23 protein-coding genes and 1 pseudogene are annotated in these 19,326 nt (G+C 41.2%); 13 read left to right on the plus strand and 11 right to left on the minus strand.

Features of this window, described 5'->3' with window-relative positions; all coding sequences use genetic code 11:
• Positions 1–158: 158 nt before the first annotated feature.
• The 4 genes from QNH10_RS03080 to QNH10_RS03095 all read right to left on the minus strand — a co-directional run bounded on the left by QNH10_RS03080 (position 159) and on the right by QNH10_RS03095 (position 3,548).
• Entirely contained in the window at positions 159–869 is a 711-nt protein-coding gene (locus QNH10_RS03080) for a response regulator (protein WP_283733466.1), read from the minus strand.
• Positions 862–1,224 carry a sensor histidine kinase gene (locus tag QNH10_RS03085; RefSeq protein WP_283733467.1) on the minus strand — a complete coding sequence of 121 codons (363 nt, stop codon included), beginning with the start codon at positions 1,222–1,224 and terminating at the stop codon, positions 862–864. Before QNH10_RS03085 ends, QNH10_RS03080 begins: the two co-directional genes overlap by 8 nt.
• 53 nt (positions 1,225–1,277) lie before the next feature.
• Positions 1,278–2,525, minus strand: a complete 1,248-nt coding sequence (locus tag QNH10_RS03090; protein WP_283733468.1) for a Spo0B domain-containing protein — start codon at positions 2,523–2,525, stop codon at positions 1,278–1,280.
• 123 nt (positions 2,526–2,648) lie between these two features.
• On the minus strand, positions 2,649–3,548 hold the full coding sequence (locus QNH10_RS03095; RefSeq protein WP_283733469.1) for a DMT family transporter: 900 nt from the start codon (positions 3,546–3,548) through the stop codon (positions 2,649–2,651).
• Between the two features lie 166 nt (positions 3,549–3,714).
• Between QNH10_RS03095 and QNH10_RS03100 the strand changes: the two genes are divergently transcribed.
• Positions 3,715–4,302, plus strand: coding sequence for an N-acetylmuramoyl-L-alanine amidase family protein (locus QNH10_RS03100; RefSeq protein ID WP_283733470.1), 588 nt, complete (start codon positions 3,715–3,717; stop codon positions 4,300–4,302).
• Positions 4,303–4,362: 60 nt separating this feature from the next.
• Here QNH10_RS03100 and QNH10_RS03105 read toward each other — a convergent pair whose 3' ends face one another.
• On the minus strand, positions 4,363–4,890 hold the full coding sequence (locus QNH10_RS03105) for a CarD family transcriptional regulator (protein ID WP_283733471.1): 528 nt from the start codon (positions 4,888–4,890) through the stop codon (positions 4,363–4,365).
• Between the two features lie 138 nt (positions 4,891–5,028).
• On the opposite strand from QNH10_RS03105, the gene QNH10_RS03110 reads away from it, so the two are divergent.
• Together QNH10_RS03110 and QNH10_RS03115 are read left to right on the plus strand one after the other, a co-directional pair.
• A complete protein-coding gene (locus tag QNH10_RS03110) occupies positions 5,029–5,451 on the plus strand; it encodes a MarR family winged helix-turn-helix transcriptional regulator (protein WP_283733472.1) in 423 nt (140 codons plus the stop codon).
• Between the two features lie 174 nt (positions 5,452–5,625).
• Positions 5,626–7,118, plus strand: a pseudogene (locus QNH10_RS03115) (malate:quinone oxidoreductase); the annotation flags it as partial.
• 339 nt (positions 7,119–7,457) lie between these two features.
• Here QNH10_RS03115 and QNH10_RS03120 read toward each other — a convergent pair.
• Positions 7,458–7,901 carry a GNAT family N-acetyltransferase gene (locus QNH10_RS03120; protein ID WP_283733473.1) on the minus strand — a complete coding sequence of 148 codons (444 nt, stop codon included), beginning with the start codon at positions 7,899–7,901 and terminating at the stop codon, positions 7,458–7,460.
• A 131-nt stretch (positions 7,902–8,032) separates the two neighbouring features.
• Between QNH10_RS03120 and QNH10_RS03125 the strand changes: the two genes are divergently transcribed.
• The 4 genes from QNH10_RS03125 (at position 8,033) to QNH10_RS03140 (ending at position 11,221) form a co-directional block, all read left to right on the plus strand.
• On the plus strand, positions 8,033–8,782 hold the full coding sequence (locus tag QNH10_RS03125) for a methionine ABC transporter ATP-binding protein (RefSeq protein ID WP_283733474.1): 750 nt from the start codon (positions 8,033–8,035) through the stop codon (positions 8,780–8,782).
• Positions 8,775–9,437 (plus strand): methionine ABC transporter permease, encoded by a 663-nt coding sequence (locus QNH10_RS03130; RefSeq protein WP_283734556.1) that lies wholly within the window; start codon positions 8,775–8,777, stop codon positions 9,435–9,437. The genes QNH10_RS03125 and QNH10_RS03130 overlap by 8 nt, the downstream gene beginning before the upstream one ends.
• 16 nt (positions 9,438–9,453) lie before the next feature.
• Positions 9,454–10,284, plus strand: coding sequence for a MetQ/NlpA family ABC transporter substrate-binding protein (locus tag QNH10_RS03135; RefSeq protein WP_283733475.1), 831 nt, complete (start codon positions 9,454–9,456; stop codon positions 10,282–10,284).
• 439 nt (positions 10,285–10,723) lie between these two features.
• Positions 10,724–11,221, plus strand: coding sequence for an SRPBCC family protein (locus QNH10_RS03140; protein WP_283733476.1), 498 nt, complete (start codon positions 10,724–10,726; stop codon positions 11,219–11,221).
• Positions 11,222–11,248: 27 nt separating this feature from the next.
• On the opposite strand, the gene QNH10_RS03145 is transcribed toward QNH10_RS03140, so the two are convergent.
• The 3 genes from QNH10_RS03145 to QNH10_RS03150 are packed head-to-tail and all read right to left on the minus strand — an operon-like array spanning position 11,249 to position 12,504.
• Positions 11,249–11,707 carry an HAD-IA family hydrolase gene (locus tag QNH10_RS03145; protein ID WP_430541090.1) on the minus strand — a complete coding sequence of 153 codons (459 nt, stop codon included), beginning with the start codon at positions 11,705–11,707 and terminating at the stop codon, positions 11,249–11,251.
• Positions 11,665–11,949 carry a YjjG family noncanonical pyrimidine nucleotidase gene (locus tag QNH10_RS21025; protein WP_430541091.1) on the minus strand — a complete coding sequence of 95 codons (285 nt, stop codon included), beginning with the start codon at positions 11,947–11,949 and terminating at the stop codon, positions 11,665–11,667. The genes QNH10_RS03145 and QNH10_RS21025 overlap by 43 nt, the downstream gene beginning before the upstream one ends.
• A gap of 48 nt (positions 11,950–11,997) precedes the next feature.
• On the minus strand, positions 11,998–12,504 hold the full coding sequence (locus tag QNH10_RS03150; protein ID WP_283733477.1) for a DUF1648 domain-containing protein: 507 nt from the start codon (positions 12,502–12,504) through the stop codon (positions 11,998–12,000).
• Between the two features lie 144 nt (positions 12,505–12,648).
• Between QNH10_RS03150 and QNH10_RS03155 the strand changes: the two genes are divergently transcribed.
• A complete protein-coding gene (locus tag QNH10_RS03155; RefSeq protein ID WP_283734557.1) occupies positions 12,649–12,870 on the plus strand; it encodes a DUF378 domain-containing protein in 222 nt (73 codons plus the stop codon).
• A gap of 191 nt (positions 12,871–13,061) precedes the next feature.
• Here QNH10_RS03155 and QNH10_RS03160 read toward each other — a convergent pair whose 3' ends face one another.
• The gene (locus QNH10_RS03160) at positions 13,062–14,462 is read right to left on the minus strand and encodes a purine-cytosine permease family protein (RefSeq protein ID WP_283733478.1); all 1,401 of its coding nucleotides are present in this window, start codon (positions 14,460–14,462) and stop codon (positions 13,062–13,064) included.
• A gap of 272 nt (positions 14,463–14,734) precedes the next feature.
• Here QNH10_RS03160 and QNH10_RS03165 point away from each other — a divergent pair, with 272 nt between their 5' ends.
• The 5 genes from QNH10_RS03165 to QNH10_RS03185 all read left to right on the plus strand — a co-directional run bounded on the left by QNH10_RS03165 (position 14,735) and on the right by QNH10_RS03185 (position 18,600).
• Positions 14,735–15,256: a sigma-70 family RNA polymerase sigma factor gene (locus QNH10_RS03165; RefSeq protein WP_283733479.1), complete on the plus strand. Its 522-nt coding sequence runs from the start codon at positions 14,735–14,737 to the stop codon at positions 15,254–15,256.
• On the plus strand, positions 15,249–16,409 hold the full coding sequence (locus QNH10_RS03170; protein WP_283733480.1) for a hypothetical protein: 1,161 nt from the start codon (positions 15,249–15,251) through the stop codon (positions 16,407–16,409). The genes QNH10_RS03165 and QNH10_RS03170 overlap by 8 nt, the downstream gene beginning before the upstream one ends.
• A gap of 98 nt (positions 16,410–16,507) precedes the next feature.
• Positions 16,508–17,092, plus strand: coding sequence for a hypothetical protein (locus QNH10_RS03175; protein ID WP_283733481.1), 585 nt, complete (start codon positions 16,508–16,510; stop codon positions 17,090–17,092).
• On the plus strand, positions 17,029–17,217 hold the full coding sequence (locus tag QNH10_RS03180) for a GNAT family N-acetyltransferase (protein WP_283733482.1): 189 nt from the start codon (positions 17,029–17,031) through the stop codon (positions 17,215–17,217). Before QNH10_RS03175 ends, QNH10_RS03180 begins: the two co-directional genes overlap by 64 nt.
• Positions 17,218–17,658: 441 nt before the next feature.
• Positions 17,659–18,600 (plus strand): Gfo/Idh/MocA family protein, encoded by a 942-nt coding sequence (locus QNH10_RS03185; RefSeq protein WP_283733483.1) that lies wholly within the window; start codon positions 17,659–17,661, stop codon positions 18,598–18,600.
• A 21-nt stretch (positions 18,601–18,621) separates the two neighbouring features.
• Here QNH10_RS03185 and QNH10_RS03190 read toward each other — a convergent pair whose 3' ends face one another.
• On the minus strand, positions 18,622–19,269 hold the full coding sequence (locus tag QNH10_RS03190; RefSeq protein WP_283733484.1) for a DUF5643 domain-containing protein: 648 nt from the start codon (positions 19,267–19,269) through the stop codon (positions 18,622–18,624).
• Between the last annotated feature and the right edge of the window lie 57 nt (positions 19,270–19,326).

Genomic DNA, 19,326 nt, shown 5'->3' on the forward strand with positions numbered 1-19,326 from the left:
TGTAAGCGGATACATACTTAACTAAAAAAACAAGTATCCGCACAAAAAAATAACCATCTCTATTTCAAAATATTCTATAGTTAGAAATTTATCATAAAGAGGTTAAATGTATAAGTTTATGTAACTAAAATCACTAAAGGATGTTTTGATTGTTTTGTTCATTTTGTCCACGGTGTGTATTTTCGTTCAGGACGGCCGATGTCTCCGTATTTTAACTTGGCATCCGCTTCTTTTACGGACACTAAGTATTCTAAATAGCGTCGTGCGGTCGAGCGACTTACACCTACTTTGCTTCCGGCATCCAACGCAGTGATGCCGGATTCATCGCTTTCTTGTAAGATCTTTTTTACCTTTTCCAACGTTAGTTGATCGATTCCTTTCGGTAATCCTTCCTCAACATCTTCGATTTTTGATGTTGTAGTTACTTGGTGGCCCGTCAAGCGGTCTATCTCCTCTTGCTGCAACTCCGACTTTGTCGTAAAAATAAACTTTTGGTTTCGGAAGCTCAATAATGTACGTTCAAAGCGGTCAAAATCGACCGGTTTTACAATATAATCAAAAATCCCACCACGAAGCGCTTCGGCGATTGTCTCTACTTCTTTTGCTGCAGTGATCATAATGACATCAATCTCAGTAAACTCATTCCGCAATGTCCAGAATAAATTCAATCCTTGAACGTCTGGTATATAGACATCCAACAGAATCAGTTGTGGCAATCTTCTTGTGCTGCGCAAATAAGTAAGTGCTTCTTCACCTGTCTTTACAACATGCTCTACAATGAATCCTTCCACACGATTGACGAATTCACGGTTAATCTCCGCAATTCGAAAGTCATCTTCAATAATTAAAACCTGAATCGACTCAAGCATCTTGTTTCCTCCTTTCATCCACTTCTTTCGGCATTGAAAGCACGAAGCTTGCACCACCGAGGTCCCCTTCTTCCAAATATAGTTCCCCATCTAATCTTTCTACAAGTTGTTTTGTTAGTGATAACCCAAAACCACCATGTTCGCCTTCTTTTGAGGTAAAGCCTTGTTCAAAAATCCTGTTCATATACTGTGGAGGAACACCTGCACCGGAATCGTCGATTTCAAAAATAATATCATTTCCGATATCCGTAAAAAAAATAGCTATTTTACGTTGAGTCGGTGGAACCTTTTTTACAGCATCCATCGCATTATCGATTAAATTTCCGATAGCAGTCAGTAATGCTTCACTCTGCATTTCATTTAAATAAGTTTCCAGTATACTATCTTCTTGAATTGTAAGTTCTATCCCTAATTCGCTTGCCTGATTGATTTTCCAAGTAATAGCCCGCTCACCTTCGGGTCTGACACTTTTTGAATGACTAAGCGGATCCAGTTTTTTTGAACCATGCTTTCCTGCTGAATATAGGAAATTGCTTCTTCTTTTTTATCAAGTTGCAATAGACCAAGAATCGTATAGAGTTTGTTTGAGAATTCATGTGTTTGTGCCCGTAATGCATTTGTATATTGTTTAATCGACCGTAATTCCTTTGTTAATAAATCAATTTCAGTCTTATTGCGGAATGTGAATACTGTCCCGGACAATGAGTTATTGTCATAGATGGGCATTTTATTGGCAAAAACAATTGTGTTGCCAATCAATATTTCCTGATCGATTTGATCATTATTATCTCGAAGGAAATTAAGTAAATGCTTTGCAGCTGATAGGTCGTTGATCGACATACCTTCGTAGTTTTTTGAATGAATGACCTGATTGAAAAGTAACCGTTGGGCAGCAAAATTGATCATCGTAATCATGCCGTTTTGATTTACAGCGATAATGCCTTCATGAGTGGATTGAAGAATCGCGTCTTTTTGAATTAGCAAATGTGCAATTTCTTCAGGTTCCAGGCCGAATAATACTTTTTTAATATACGATGCTATAAGAATGGCACCAATTATAGCAACAATGGCGGTGTTTAATAAGACAATCCATAGATGGATATTATAAGACTTTATAATTGATTGGATATCATTCACTAAAAATCCGACCGATACGACGCCCACAATTTGCCCATCCAAGTACACAGGGACTTTTGCGCGTACTGAGCTGCCTAATGATCCAACAGCTTTTGAGACATACGATTCACCAAAAATCAGCGCCCTCTCATTATCTTCCCCTACCATTTTCTTTCCGATTTTTTCGGGAAGCGGATGTGCGTACCGAATTTCCGAGGTATTACCGACGACTATAAACTCAGCCTTTGTTGCTTTTTGAATAGGCGATACAAGGGGATTAATAATGGATGCGGGGTCATTATGCTTAAACGCTTCAGCTAATTCCGGGATAAGTGCCACACTTTCCGCTACACCAAGTGCACGATTGCCAACCTGCTCTTCCATCGTGTTGGATATGAAATGGCCGATATAAATTCCGATTCCTGTAATTATCGCAATGACAAGGACACCTACTAATAAGATCATTCTCATTTTGAAGTTAATAATGAAAGTTGGTTGAAGATGTGGGTTTTCGACCCTTCTTTTCTGTCTATTCATCATTTCGTCGGCTCCTTATATTTCAGGTGCCTGCGCACCGAACTATTCCGACTATACAACACATTTGCTGGAAAAAGAAATTCAAAATATATGTACATAAAAAAATGAGAAGCGAATGCCTCCCACTTATTCTTGCATATATCCAATTTTTTTACGTCTTGATAATTTCATTGAATTGTTCTCGCTGACAAATGTGGAGCCTAATAGCAAAGCGCCTCCAAGCAATTGAACAACTGTCGTTTGTTCATGCAGGATGACGGCGGAAATCACTAATGATGTAATGGGATCTGCATAACTTAAGGCGGCGATACTTTGGCCTTTTAACTTTCTTATGCCGGAAAAGAAAAACAAGTAAGCAAAACCTGTATGTACAACCCCTATGATGATGATAAACGGAATTGAAGAACCGGAGACATCCAAAACACCAAATCCCTCAGTGAAAAATACATATGGCATGAGAAGTGTCGTTGCGATTCCAAGTTGTATTAATGTCGTTTCAAGCCCATCCATGTTTTTGATGAACTTATTTATAAGCATTAATGAGGCGTAAAATGCCGCAGCGACCAAACCATACCCAATGCCAATAAGATCCTCTACTCCAGATGCACTAACTTTCCCGTTTCCAACGATAAATAACATCCCAAGCATGGCAATCGCAATGCAGATTATTTTCTTTGCCGACAGTTTTTCCTTCAGAACAATCGGAGATAGGATCGTGACAAATACTGGCGCAAAGTAGTAGCTAAGGACAGCGTTCGATATAGTTGTATGCTTGAATGCTTCAAAAAAGAAAATCCAGTTTACACTTAATGCAATACTTGAAGCTATCAAAAGAACAGCATTCACTTTCACGAATGCCCATGGAATTTTCTTTTTCATTATGATTATGACCGTTGTTAAGAATAAGCTGCCAATTAAACCGCGTACTAAGGCTATTTCACTTGAAGATAAATCTATATACTTTACAAATACACCAATCGTACCGAAGATGATCATTGATAATATAAACTGGAATTTGGATTTCATATTCTACTCCTTATGTTCAGTGAAACGGCTTTATACAAATTCATTATATACATGATACTCTATTACGTATATCACAAAAATCTATAAATTTATAGACCCTTCTATCCCTTAACCAAAATCCAACCTATATATATAGTGAGGAAGACATTTTGAAAGGGGCATAAGTATGGTGAAAATTGTATTGGATGCGGGACATGGGCTAAATACGCCGGGGAAGCGGTCACCTGACGGGGAAAGGGAATGGTGCTTCAACAACGAAGTGATCAATGCATGTACTGAGAAGCTTGCTACATATGAAAATGTACAAGTGATGCGCGTAGATGATCCGACCGGAAAAACAGATGTGTCACTTAGGAAACGAACGGATCTGGCTAATAGATGGAATGCCGATATCTATGTCGCAGTACATCATAATGCAAATACGGGTAAGTGGGGAAGTTGGACAGGCGTGGAAACATATGTAATGGATTCACCAACAGTTGGATCTACATCTTTAAAACTTGCGCGGCTTGTTGGTCCGCAGATTGCAAAAGCGATGGGATTGAAGGATCGTGGGGTGAAAAGGGCAAACTTTCATGTGCTACGCGAAACGAAAATGCCTGCCATACTGACGGAGGGCGGATTCATGGATTCTCTAATCGATATCAAAGCACTGCGTTCAAAAGAGAAACTGAAGAAACAAGGAGAGACGTTGGCTGAGGTACTTGCGGTTTATCTCAAACTCCAACCGAAGTTAGAGAAAAAGTTCATTTAAAAAGGAAGGAGGCGCACTAAATATGCGCCTCCTTTATTTTTAATATATTTTATAAATGTTCTACTCTGCTATCGGCATAGTTGAATCGCCAATCGTGCCGGAAATGAGTTGTTCAACATGCTTGGAAACCTCATCGGGTGTTGTATCCAATGCCAATGCCAACTCTTTAAACAAGACTTGCCGTATATCCATTAATATTTCTATGTCCCTTGAGCCTAACTTTTTCCCTTCACTTTCTAATTCCATTTCTTTACGGGTCAATGTGTTTGCCATAGCGGCAATCTTCAAGGGGTTACTTGTTTTTAAAATTGAGTTGAAGGCCTGGTATCTTGTTGTTGGACGTTCTATCCAATCTCCAGTTGGTTTTGTGAAACACTCCAATATGATCTTTGCTTGTTCCTTAGAGACAATGTCCTTCAAAGTGGAAAGATCGCTGTCTACTGGGCAATAAATTGTTAATGTAGGCTGATTAACAGGATGCAAAATATAATAGGATTTCGTTATTTCACCGAATGTCTCTTCAGACATGTCCTTTATCTTACAAACACCATGCGGGCCATATGTGACTAAATCACCGACTTCATACAATAGTATTTCCTCCTGTCTAAGGTAATTGTCAACCAGGTTTACAATAAGTATATGCCAAATCATTAAAATTGTCAACTTAGTTGACGTTTAGGTAAACATTTATTATAGTACGGGTATATATTTCACGGAGGTAATGAAATGAGTAATAATTCAACTAAGAATGTCTTGGATCTGATGAGAGTGCATTACACGGCATTACGATCATTAGCGGAGCAACTCTGGGGGGATGAAAAAGACATTCCTATCACGATTTCGGAGTGGTATATATTATCTTCCATACAGGACGGAAACGACACAATTACAAAGATCTGTTCAAAATATGATATGTCGAGACAAGCTGCTCACAAGTTTATTAAAGGGTTAGAGGGGAAGGGCATTGTATCATCAACATTAAGTACAGAGCGTAAGGGAAAGAAGGTTATTAGCTTAACTGAGTTAGGTATAGATTGCTATACGGAGACAGTTGTTTTGAAAAATAAGATAGATCTACAAATATCTGAGAGGTTAGGCAAGGATAATTTCCAACGACTAATAGATCTATTGGACAGAGAGTGGATATGATGCTATCCAAATATGAATCTATAGTCGTTTTGATTTATTCTTAGTTGTGTTACAATATACAGGGTTAAGATTGAATCGGAAAAGGTGTGTTCCTAGGTCTCGCCTTGGCTTGCCGATGCATTATGGGAGCGCGTACATCCTTTCTCAAATCTCAAGGCATAAAGGAAGGTAAATATGAGTAACAGACAAAATACTACAGACGTTATCTTAATTGGCGCCGGAATCATGAGTGCAACTTTGGGGACTTTGTTGAAAGAACTAACACCAGATTGGAAGATTAAAGTGTTTGAGAAACTCTCAAATGCAGGCGAGGAAAGCTCAAACGAGTGGAATAACGCGGGCACGGGCCACGCTGCATTATGTGAGCTGAACTATACCGTTGAGAAATCCGATGGATCCCTTGACATCAGTAAGGCGATAAAGGTCAATGAACAGTTTCAACTTTCAAGACAATTTTGGTCTTATCTTGTAAATAATAATTTGATAAACAATCCTGAGGAATTCATCATGCCATTGCCCCATATGAGTTATGTACGTGGGGAAGAGAATGTGAAATTCTTGAAAAAACGTCATGATGCACTATCCAATAACCCCTTATTCAAAGGGATGGAATACTCTGAAGACCCTGAGACTCTTAAAGAGTGGCTTCCGTTAATGATGAAGGGGCGGAATGTAAAGGAACCGATTGCGGCAACAAAAATCGATTCCGGAACAGACGTCAACTTTGGTGCTTTAACGCGTATGCTATCGACCATTTGAAGGGCAACAACGTTGAAATTCATTACCAACACAATGTAACTACCATAAAACGTACAAGCGATGGTCTATGGGAATTAAAAATTAAGAATCTAAATAGTGGTGCAGTGGAAGTCCATAAAGCGAAATTTGTCTTTATCGGTGCTGGCGGCGGTAGTTTGCATTTATTGCAAAAATCCGGTATTCCAGAAGGAAAACATATTGGCGGCTTCCCGGTTAGCGGATTATTCATGGTCTGTAAAAACCCTGAAGTGGTTGAGCAGCATCATGCGAAAGTATACGGGAAAGCATCGGTTGGTGCACCACCTATGTCAGTTCCGCATTTGGATACGAGATATATCGACAATAAAAAATCATTGCTTTTTGGTCCGTTCGCAGGCTTCTCTCCGAAGTTCCTAAAAACGGGTTCGAATTTGGATTTGATCACATCCGTTAAGCCGTATAACGTATTCACAATGTTAGCCGCGGGTGCAAAAGAAATGTCATTGACTAAATACCTCATTCAGCAGCTGATGTTATCGAAAGAACAGCGTATGGAAGAATTACGTGATTTTGTTCCTGAAGCGAAGAGCGAAGATTGGGATATGGTAGTCGCCGGTCAACGTGTACAAGTTATTAAAGATACTGAGGCTGGCGGCAAAGGTACACTCCAATTCGGAACGGAAGTTGTAACTGGAGCCAGTGGTTCAATCGCTGCACTATTAGGTGCTTCGCCTGGAGCTTCAACTGCCGTTCACGTAATGCTTGAAATTTTGAATAGATGTTTCCCGCAGCAAATGAAAGAATGGGAACCGAAAGTTAAAGAAATGATTCCTTCCTATGGCGTTTCGCTTGTGGAAAATCCTGAATTACTCCAAGAAATCCATACTTCAACTGCACAGGCGCTTGGTCTAGTAACTGAACAGCCGGTAGAGGAAGAGTCTGTGGACGTTGTTGAACCAGAGGCGACTGCTGAAGAGGATTCGCTAATTGTTGATACGGGAGACACGGAGAACGACGAGACATTGGGAGTAGATAGAGAAGTTCCGAATGTGGATGCCAACTTGGTAGTGGAAGAAGATCCAAAGAAAGAAGATTAAATGAATGTTAAAAGCTGACGGGCTCTTGCTCCGTCAGCTTTTTGTTCGTCTAGGCTACGGGGGCGCTAGCCCCTCGAGACGCTTCAGACTTGAAGCAAAAGGCAAAAAGCACCTTTTGTTCAAGTCTTCCAGCGCTTGTCGGGGCTAAGCAGGCGCCCTGCGCTTTTGTTTCTAAAACGTATACCGGGCGACTTGCTCTCCGTCAATTATGAACCCGTCAACTTCATGGAATCCCATTTTTTCATAAATCCGTTTTGCATGTTCATTAGCCGGTTCGTACGATAGCGTAATGGTTTGGTGACAGTCCTCTTTTCTTTCCTGAATATCATCAATAACAAGTTGAATCGCTTTTTTCCCGTACCCTCTGCCTTGGTGGTTTTGGTCAATCATCATCCGATAAATCCAGTATTCATGATCATCATCGTCTATTCCATATAGTGCAAAGCCGACCATTTCCTCACCATGATAAATTCCCTTCGCTGTAAAATTTTCAAGAAAATTCAACTGGGCCAACGATACAACGTTTGACGCCACGAAATTTACTTGATCCTCCCGAACACGGAGTGAAGTAGCCTTATACCAATTTTCTTTTGTTATCGCCTGTAGATGCAACATAATTCATCTCTCCCTTGAGGTAAATTATACAAAGAGAAATATAGACGTGGATAGACCTGTAAAAAATAATTATTAATGTTATAATAGTTAACGTCGCAATCACCCTTCAAATTATAGAAAGGGATTTTTTTATGATTATATTACATAATGTCAGCAAGAATTTTGGGCAGTTTAAAGCCGTTAAATCTGTTTCTTTGTCGGTTAAAAATGGTGAGATTCATGGCATCATCGGAGCAAGTGGAGCCGGGAAGTCAACTTTGCTACGACTCATGAATTTACTGGAAATCCCGGATGCAGGCGACGTGGATATAAACGGTAAAAAATTAACAAGAATGCGTGGTAAGGATCTTCGGCAAGCACGAAAGTCGATTGGGATGATCTTTCAACATTTTAATTTGGTCGCAAATAAAACGGTATATGAAAATGTAGCGATGCCGTTGAAGTTGTCGAAGTTTCCAAGGCGAGAACGTAAGAATCGTGTGATGGAGTGTCTGCAGTTTGTTGGGCTGGAACGTTTCATGGACAAGTATCCCGCACAACTGAGTGGGGGACAAAAACAGCGTGTAGCAATCGCAAGGGCACTCGCGAATAACCCTCAAGTATTATTATGTGATGAACCAACGTCGTCACTTGATCCAAATACGACTGCTGAAGTCCTGAGTGTCTTGGAAAATGTGAATAAAAGTCTTGGTGTCACAATTGTAATTGTCAGTCATGAGATGGACGTGATCAAAAGCATTTGCAATCGCGTAACCGTCATGTCTGATGGTGAAGTTTACAACACTGTTTCGATAGAGCCAAAAGGGATTCGTGTCATAGACAGCAATCCTCAGAATTTTGTGGAGCAATTGACGAAGGATGGTGAAATTGGCCATGCCTGAGATTTTGATTCAATATGAAGCTGAAATATGGCAGTCCATTGGGGAAACCTTTATTATGGTAGGGGTTTCAATCTTAGCTGCAATCCTTGTTGGTCTTCCTGTAGGTACGTTGCTTTACCTTTGTAGGAAGGGACAACTTTATGAGAATCGGTTCATCTTTTCTATATTGAATTTATTGGTGAACGTCACCCGTTCATTTCCGTTTTTATTGTTGGTTGTTTTTTTACTCCCGTTTACGAGAATGGTCATCGGGACAGCTATTGGTACAGCCGCTGCGACGGTGCCACTATCCATCATCGCCATCGCTCATTATTCGCGCTTAGTCGAACAATCCTTATTGGATGTACCGAGAGGCGTCATGGAGGCGGCTGTTTCAATGGGTGCTTCAGTAAGGCAAATCATTTTTAAATTCTTGTACGTCGAAGCCAGATCTGGCCTCGTCCTTGGATTGACAACGTCGATTATCAGTTTTATATCCTATTCGACAATCATGGGTGTTGTCGGAGGCGGTGGTATTGGGGACTTTGCCATTCGGTACGGTTACCAACAATTCAAAGATGATTTAATGATGTACATGATAATCATTATGGTCATACTGGTACAGCTCATCCAATTTACGGGGACAACTGTATCAAGAATGATAGATAAAAGATAATAGTGGGAGGAACAACATGAAGAAACTACTTGTGCTAACGGCAATGTTACTTGTCCTATTAGCGGGTTGTGGCAGCAAGGATAAGGAAGCAGAAAAACCTGCAAATGTACAAAAAGAAGAGGAAAAAGTGACGTTGAAAGTCGCTTCCCTAATTCCACCGATGACGGAAATTCTTGAGCTTGTAAAACCGAAGCTTGCTGAAGAAGGGATCGAACTGGAAATGGTTGTATTAGGCGATAACGTACAGCCGAATACTGCGCTTGCCGCAAAAGAAGTGGACGCGAACTTCTTCCAACACGTTCCATACATGGAGCAATTCAATGCGAATAACAATGCAAATTTAGTTCCGATCACTCCAATCTATTTCGCAAACTACGGAGTATACTCGAAAGACTATAAATCAATCGATGAAATGCCTGAAGGTGCTGTAATTGCAATGGCAAATGATGTATCCAACATCGACCGCTCATTGTCATTACTGGCACAACATGGAGTCATCGAGTTAGGTGAAAAAACAGATACGTACTATACAAAAGCAAATATTGTCGACAATCCGAAAAACTTCAAGTTCGAAGAAGTCGATTTACTGATGCTTGCGCGTATGTATGATGACGCGGATGCGGTCGTTATGACACCTGCTTACGCAGCACCGCTTGGCTTGACTCCGAAAAGCGATGCACTGTTAACGGAAGGCATTGACAATGAATTCGCGATTACATTAATCGCTCGTGAAGACAATAAAGACTGGGAGCCGATTCGAAAATTGGCAAAAGCAATGACAAGCCCAGAAGTCAAAAAGTTCTTGCAAGAGAACTACGACGAAACTGCAATTCCAGCGTTTGAATAAAATAGTATGATCGCCATTCAAGTTGTTTTGTTCAACTTGAATGGCTTTTTTATGTGAAATTCCTTACCGAGTGTGTCGGCAAAAAAATATTGGTTATTTCCCGGGGATTATCAATCATTTCCCGACATATATCGATTAATTTAGAGCAGTTATCGATTATTTCCCAACATATATCGATCATTTCCCAGGATATATTGTCATTTCGGGACTTTGGACCCTCCGTGTTTTATCCTTTTTCTCGGCAAGACATCCTTAAATCTGGTGAGTCGGTGGTAAAGTGCTTCAAGTCGGTGGTAACACCCAGAGAGTCGGTGATAACCTCCCAAAACTCCGCGCAACTGGAATAGCTTTTTCGATAATTACTGGTGTATGATAAACAGGAATTCAAGTTACCTATAAGACTCTCATTAACTACGAAACATAAGGAGGATATTGAAAAATGAGCACATCAACCACTACATTGACAATGCACCGTACATTTAATTGCACAGCAGAAAATGTTTTTGAAGCATGGACAACACCTGAATTGATGAAAAAATGGTTCTTTACAATGGAGCCGACGAATAAAGTTGCAACGAATGATCTCCGTGTAGGCGGATCATGGGAAATTGTCGACCACAGGGGTGGCAAGGATTATCGGGCAATCGGCGAGTACCTTATAATTGATCGGCCTAACAAGCTTGTCTTTACATTCAAAATGCCTCAATTCAACGATTTGCAAGACGAAATTTCAGTGGAGATAAAGGACTTGGAAAAAGGCTGCGAAATGACTTTTGTACAGGGGATTGTCGTTCCGCATGAACCGGAATGGACCGAAGAGGACATTGAAAAAGCGATGAAGGAATTTCATGATCAAACTGAACAAGGCTGGGGTTATATGTTCGAAGGTCTGAAACAATTGATGGAGACTGGGAAAATTACGTATCCGGCGCTTTAAGATAATTTGTAAAAACAACCGCATTCATTAACTGGACGCGGTTGTTTGTGTGATTATCGACTGAAACTCTTCCCAATCATGAATTTCATATGTAGGCTTTGCTAAGCCACTATTCTCTTTTCGTTTCGGATTATACCAACATGTATCAATGCCAAAATTGTTGCCGCCGCGGATGTCCGACGAAAGCGAGTCCCCTACCATTAGGACGCGTGATTTGTCTTTAATAGCCAATTGCTTGAATACATGCTCGAAAATCTCCGGTTGTGGTTTCTGGAAACCGATCTCCTCAGATGTGAAGATTGCTTCGAATGTCTCGGTAAGGCCGGAAGCAGCGATTCTTGCCAACTGAACATCTTTAAAACCATTGGTCAAAACTGCTATCCTTTTGCCTTTAAGGGACTGAAGCATCGTCGTCACTCCATCTATTAAATGGACTTCTTTCCCTAAATAATCGAGGTACATTTGGCCGAACGTTTCGGCATCCATTTAAGGCCGTGCTCGAGGAATACCCTTCTGAAACGCTCCGTTTTCAAATCGGCCAATGTCGTCCTGCCTTGCTCCAAATCCTCCCAAAGCACCGTGCTGACCGCCCGATATGTCCCTCTGTAATCTCCTAGTGCATTCGGAAATCCATGTGTTGTGAACACATTTGTAAACGCATTTTTTTCGGTCTCTCCGAAATCCATTAATGTATCATCCAAGTCGAATAAAAACACATCGTATTTCATTCCTACATCTCCTGACTGACTTAAAGCTGTGTATTTAGTATATCACCATTATTTATGTTTTATCGATCGGATAATGAAGAAGGCTATAGAGCCGAACATGATGACAAGGAAAATAGGCAAGAATAGAATTCCAAGGGATTCGGCTTTTCCCAACGCTACTTGTGCAATATTAAAACTCAAATAAACAAACAGTAAGACACATTCATTTTTAATTACGTTTAGAAATAATATTGAATTTTTGTACTGGAATTCAATATTATTTCTATTTAGGTTCATATAATTATGCCATTCCGGGTGTTTCTCTAAAAACGTAAAGAAGACGGCCATTAGAACAGCGATGATGGGAAGAATGACGAGCTCCCATTTGGAACCCCAACGATTGACCTCGCCGGCAGCGTTATAATGTGCTGGAACTTGGTCAGGCAGTTGATTCCATACAGAAATTAAATAAACGGTTCCTGCCATAAACGCGATGATCGAAACGACGTCAAAAAGCCTCTGCAATGCAGACTTCGGAATATCCAATTTCGGTTTATTGTAACTGTACTTATCCATTTTGCTTTTAAACACTCCTCTGCTGCCTTCTTTACGTAGCAAACTTGGAAAAAGTTTCATGCGATTTTGACACTTGCACGAATGTATTAAAAATCGTTTTTAGCAAAAGATAATATGGAAAGTATAATGAAGGAGGAATTCATGATGGGAGCAGTTCGGCGCATTGCTTTGGCTTTAGTCATTATAGGAGCATTGAATTGGGGATTGATCGCATTTTTTCAATTTGACTTGGTAGCTTCTATATTCGGTGGACAGAATGCATTTCTTTCGAGAGTAGTTTATGCTCTTGTAGCAATTGGAGGGTTGATTTGTTTAGGGATTTTATTCAAACCAGATGAGGAAATAGAGAGAGTGGATCACACTTAGACGACAACACTTTAAAAACCCAGACCTGAACACCGAATTCGGAGAAGAACCAGACTTCAAGGATGAACGGAAGAAATAATACGGTGACGGGCACTTAAAATTGCTTGGGTTGCTTGTCAGCTTTAATGTTTCTATATTGAAAAACCATGCCCGCTATTATCAAGCAGGCATGGTTTTTTTATCATTCATCGTTACAATCTATCCTCTTCTACTGAATGAGAAGGTTCGTGTTGCAAATAAAATGCGCCTTTCGTCAAAATTGCAATGATGACCGTCAAAATTGCAGCTAACACTGCTGCAAAAAATGCTGCTGTCGATTGGAGGAACACTCCCAAATAGCCAAGTGCTGCAATAGTTCCAAGTACGCTTGCGACAAGAAGTGACACTACGCCGACAGGATTCCATTTATATAAATAATCTTGTGTGGCAACATAATAATTGGGTCCGATTTTCAACCATTTTTTAATGACCAGTGCATCCGTAACCAAGATAGACGCCCATGAGAACAGGAATACACCCTGGAATGTCATGACCGTAGCGAGATGATCTACAATGTTGCCTAACATTAAAGCAATCGCTGTCAATGCGGAGACGACAACCCAAAATCGCCGACCTGGGGTGAAACGGAAGATATTTTCAAAGAAGTTTGATAAGGAGAGTGAACTACTATAAATATTTGTGACATTAATACGCAATTGTGTCAACATCGTAAATAACGCACCGCCAATTCCAAGCAGCAGTACAATATAAACGCCTGGATCCGACTCCAAATAACGGACGCCGAACCAGATACCTAATCCTCCCATAACGCCATAACAAAAAATTTGAGGAATGAACCCGATTGCTAAAGATCCTACTTTAATATCTTTAGGGCGTAAAAAACGGGCATAATCTGAAGCGAGAAGAGCAGTTAAGCCCATAATCCCATTATGCATACCGATACAGAGCAGCAGGGCGGTTCCGCCAAGTTGAACCCCTTCCGGCATATAAGAGAAAACAGGACCCGTATAAACGGCAGGTTTGATAAATGAAACGACAATTGCAGTGATCAAAAAGAAGACGAAAATCGGTAATGACCATTTTTGCAGCTTATCTAATTGTTTAATTCCAAACCAATTTAGAGGAATAACAATGAGTCCGAATACGAGAATTAAAACCCATCTCGGAAAGGAAGGGAGAAAATGATGAACGGCCGATATGAGAATCAAGCCTTCAAATGCACAATACATAATAAAATTCGATGCGTAAATGAGTGAAGTCAAAGATGCTCCAATATAGCCAAAACCGCCGCCCCGGGATAATAGGTTTACGTTCATTCCCGATTTAGCTGATAAATAGACGATGACTGTACCAAGCAAGCCTGCTACGATGATTGCATAGCCTGCAGAAATAAGTGCATTAGGAGCCCCGAATTGAAGAGCCATCACACTTCCCATCTGGAAGTAAAAAATAGCTGTAGCGATACCAAACGTAATATTCGTAATGCTAAGCCATCCAGCCTTTCGTTCCTCACGAGGTACCCGGTCCAATGAATAATCTCGGACGACCTCTTCTTCTGTGTCTTGTTGTAAATTAGTATGTTCTGTTGACATATATTTCAGCTCCTTATTGTGAATCGCTCACTCCTTCTGCCCTAAATAGTATTTTGCTCAAACTTCTTGTAAAAATGCGCACTCCACTATTTTACCAAAAAGTAATGAAAAAGTCTTATAAATTAGATTGGAAGAGATCTGTGTTAATAGATAAGTATCAATTTAAAATCGGCATGGACTTTGTTAAAAAACTACTAAAACATAATAATTATTTAACGTGAAACCGTTTCATCATTTGCTTTGTCTAACATATAAGGAAGGGAGGCGGAGGGGTGGAAAAGCTTGAACGAGATCGATTACTTTTAACTGCGATGGATTCCTACGGGGATTATTTATTGCGGCTCATATATGCAATTGTCAAAGATGAAAAGAAAGCCGAAGATATCGTACAGGAAGTATTCATTCGATATTATTTAAGCCTTGAAAAATTCGAAGGCCGCTCGTCCGTTAAAACGTATTTATACAGGATTGCCGTTAATGAGTGCCATAACTATTATAAAAGCTGGGCGTTTAGGAAAATGGAGATTTCCAATCTATTTGGTCATTTGTTAGTTAACAAGGATACGCCTGAAATAGAGATACTCCAAAAAGAGTCGGATGATAATGTTGCGAAAATGATAGAAGGACTACCGCTCAAGTATCGGGAAGTAATTTGGCTGCATTATTTTTCAGAGTTGACCGTCACGGAGATTTCAGATGTGCTGAATTGTCCCGTAAACACTGTCAAAACACGGCTTGCAAGGGGAAGAAAACTGGCACGAATAGCACTGGAGGAGGGGAATGATTATGCATGAGCATTTGCGAAAAAGCTTGGATCAATCGATTCCTGAACAAGTTAGGTTAAAGGACGAGCAAAAACGAGCGATTGTTGCGGAAGCCCATCGTCGGTTGGAAAATGAATCGCCTTCAAGGAAGCCTACATTGAAACCGCTAATTGCCACAGTTGCTGTTGTCGGTCTTGCCGTGTTTTTAGGTGTACCGTACATTCAGAATGAAATAGGTGAACAAGCTATTGAAGAATTGGCCCATGCTGATGCCTTGCAAAAGGTTTCCATACCTGGCGAGAATCTTACGACGTTAATTAACGCGATTTATGTGGATGAAACGAAGGAAATGATTTATTCGGACGGGAAGAGAATTTACGCTTTTGACACCGAATCAAGTACAAAAGAGATTCTCGTTGATGGCGACGAGAATATATCGGGATATGAAGTCGCGGCAAATGAGAGTTGGATTGTTTGGAAGCAGGAAGATGTTGAGGGCTATTTCGTTTTGAATCGTTTAAACGGAGAAATTCGAAACATTCCTGATGAATTGCATGGAATGCGGATTGAAGGGGATCAGCTAATCTATACGTCTGTGAGTTGGGGTGATGTATGGCTCACTCGGCTTGATTTGACGACGCTTGAACAGACCCGACTCTACGACAAGTTGCAAAAAATGTATGGGCAATACGCTTTTGGCGAAGGAAAACTTGTTCTTGGGGATCCTTATACTGAAAACGACCCTAACCAAGTACCGTTTTCTGTATATGATCTCCAAACAAATCAAAAAATCGGTTCCTTTGTCTTTCCATATGAGAGTGTGTATAACCTTACTGTTTCCGAAAACAGGGTGTTTGCGGAACTTTATAATGAAGGGGATGAGATGGCCACCCTCGGTTATGTAGATTTAACTGATGGAAAGCTCTACACAGTGGAGACGCCGGATTTTGTGACGTATGCAGTGTATCGGGATGTGCTGGCGCTAAGTACACCTGAAACGAGCTCTAATACCGTTGAGCTTTTTAAAATCAAAAATAATAAAACGCATGCACTACCGGTGTTAGCACATATACAGGAACGCCTTGTCAGACCACGGTTTACACCTGAAGGAATACTGGTCGTTAACGTGGAGAATGCCGGTTTTTATTCGATGTATGTGGTGGACGCAAATAAGTTGGATTGAGGGATGGCAGCCGGGAAGGCAGCCGTCCTTTAATAAAAGAAGGAATCACTCTGTTTTTGTTGAATTAAGTACTGGATTCAATTGAAAGGACTGATAATGTGGATTTATTTAATACGATAAAGAAGGACCGGGAGTATTGGCTTGTTGACCAAGTGAAAGATGAAAGTGTGCTCGATCAGGAATATATAGAAGCTTTTAGTAGTTTGTTAGATGAATGGCGGGAAAAACAAATCGGGTATTTGTCTCTATTAATGGATGCAAGGTATGAGCAATGGTTGTTGGATCAGGGTTTTCGTAAGGTTTCAACGATTGTGGAGTATACTAGAGCGTTGGATGAACTTTTTACGGTAGATCCCGAGATCGCAGTGGAGGCGCTTGAAGATAGTGAAATGGCAGACTTGGAATTTGCGGAGCTGTATGAACAATGCCGCAGCGGGTCTGCAAATAAAAACAAGTTGTTTACAATCGAACAAGTCATGGAATCGCTTGAAAATGAAATTGGTCCCGAATGGAGAGCATCTTGTTTCATCTTCACGAAACTGGGCGAGCCAATCGGCTTGAGTATACCGGTTATCGAACAAGGAACTGTCGATGAGGGGCGCCTGTTTATTTCGGCGTCATGCCGAAATGGCGAGGAAAAGGATATGGGGCTGCGCTTCATTGGAGTTCACTTCATTTGCTGAAGGGAATTGGTGCAACGACATACGTTGGCAGTACGGATGAAGCAAATCGACATATGATCGGCATATTCGAGCGAAATGGCTGTGTGTTGAGGGATCGGAAAGGGATTTACCGGATAGATAGTTGATAAGTTCTCGTTTACTCATTGGAACTTCTCGTTCAGGCATCGGGAGTTCTCGTTTATTCCTTGGAAGTTCTCATTACGGCGACAAGAGTTCTCGTTTATTCCTTGGAAGTTCTCATTAAACCGTACGAACTTCTCGTTAAAGTTTCAGGAGTTCTCTATCTCCACATTCCATAAGGCGAAGATCCATGGTTTACACGTCAGGGTCCATTCATTTCATGTCAAGGTCCAATCTTTTTCACAAGGGTCCATTCTTTTCATGTCAAGGTCCATTCTTTCACGCAAGGGCCCATTCTTTTCATGTCAAGGTCCATTCTTTCACACCAGGGTCCATTCTTTACGCGGCAAGGTCCATTCTTTCTCACAAAGGTCAATTCTCCTCCCCGCAATAAACAAATGACAGCACGCCCCGCCTATTGTACGATAGGGAAAGGGGGAATTTTCATGATACATATTGGAATCATTGGCCTCGGAGCCATTGGTCAGCGGTTGATCAACCAATTCAAACAAAACGATGAGGTCACAATAACGGCTGTGTGCGACAGAGCGGAAGCGCTGGCACACGAAACGGCTGACAAACTTGGTGACGTTCAAGCTTATACCGATCATAAGCAGTTGCTATCTAACAAGCAGGTGGATCTTGTCTATGTGGCAGTACCACCAAAATTTCACCACGCCATCGTGATGGATGCCATTCTGGCGAAGAAGCATGTCCTATGTGAAAAACCGTTGGCGAACTCATTGGAAGAGGCAAGGGAAATGGCGGATGCTGCGAAAGATGCTAACATTGTGCATGCCATGAACTTCCCGCTCAATTATGGCCAAGCGGCAACGAAATTTGCTGAGTTAATCCAAGAAAACTACGTTGGCAAGTTGCGCCGTCTCCAGCTCTCAATGCACTTCCCGGAATGGCCGCGTGCTTGGCAGAAAAATGACTGGGTTGGCGAGCGAGAGCAGGGAGGCTTTGTTCTTGAAGTCGGCGTTCATTTCATCCAACAGACATTGAAAGTATTCGGCGAGCTTCACAATATCAAAACTCGTTTGGAATTCCCTGAAGACAGGGTGCTATGCGAGACTGGCATCATCGCCACCGCAGAACTTGCTGACGGCACGCCTGTCTTGATTGAAGGGATGAGCGGACAAGCTGGGAAAGAGCATATTGGATTTACCGCATTTGGATCAGAAGGTGTTCTGACATTGGAAAATTGGGGCCAATTAAGTGGCGGAAAAACAGGCCATGGCCTACAACTGATTTCCCTCGAAGGAGTGGAATCGCGCAGGTTGATTGATGAGATTGTAAAAGCAGTGAATGGGCAAGAAGCGGATCTTTATGACTTTGAAGTCGGCTACCAAGCACAGAATATATTAGAGGCATTAAGAAAATAAAGATAGAGGGGTGTGCCCCCTCTACTTCTCTATATCAATAATTATTTCATCCAACTCAAACGTTTCCATCGGTGCAGTACTGCTTTCATTGCGGTAATAGGCCCCGTTTTCATATGTGCCATCCCTTTGTGAAAGCACAACTCTTGGGGTGACAATTAACTTTTTTGCTTTGGGATTAAGTTTTTCAAATGTTTCTGTATGGGAAAGACGTAAAATAAGGCCCCCACCGCTACTACCTCCAGTTGCGTACGTATGACCCAAATCATCCTTAACGACCACTCCAACAGAAATGAAATCCCATTTCGCATATAGCTCTTGTGTGATGAATTCCTGATAGAAGAGGATGAACGACATCGGGGTATAAGCGACTTTATTGACCGATACCGTCACATCATTCCCCGCAGAGGACAATCCAACAGATTGCTCCACATTGTCTGTCGCATGCAGATCGAATTGGAATTTCCAATTCCCTGCGATTTCTTTCTCGCTGTATGTCGGATCGGATATCATCCTACTTATATCGAATTTTGACGTTTCGAGAAAAATCCCAGTGATGTCGAATTCAAAACTACCTTCCTCCACTCGATTTTCCGGATACATTTTGGCTGTTGAAACACCTACATAACGGAAATCATCCACCTTTTTTATGTCGCCGCTACCCGTTCCCATATGACCTCCGACGTGATTGAGAATGTTAAGCGTGCCTTTGAGTGATAGATCGTCTCC

It is taken from the genome of Sporosarcina thermotolerans, from assembly GCF_030067815.1.
Classification (GTDB): domain Bacteria; phylum Bacillota; class Bacilli; order Bacillales_A; family Planococcaceae; genus Sporosarcina; species Sporosarcina thermotolerans.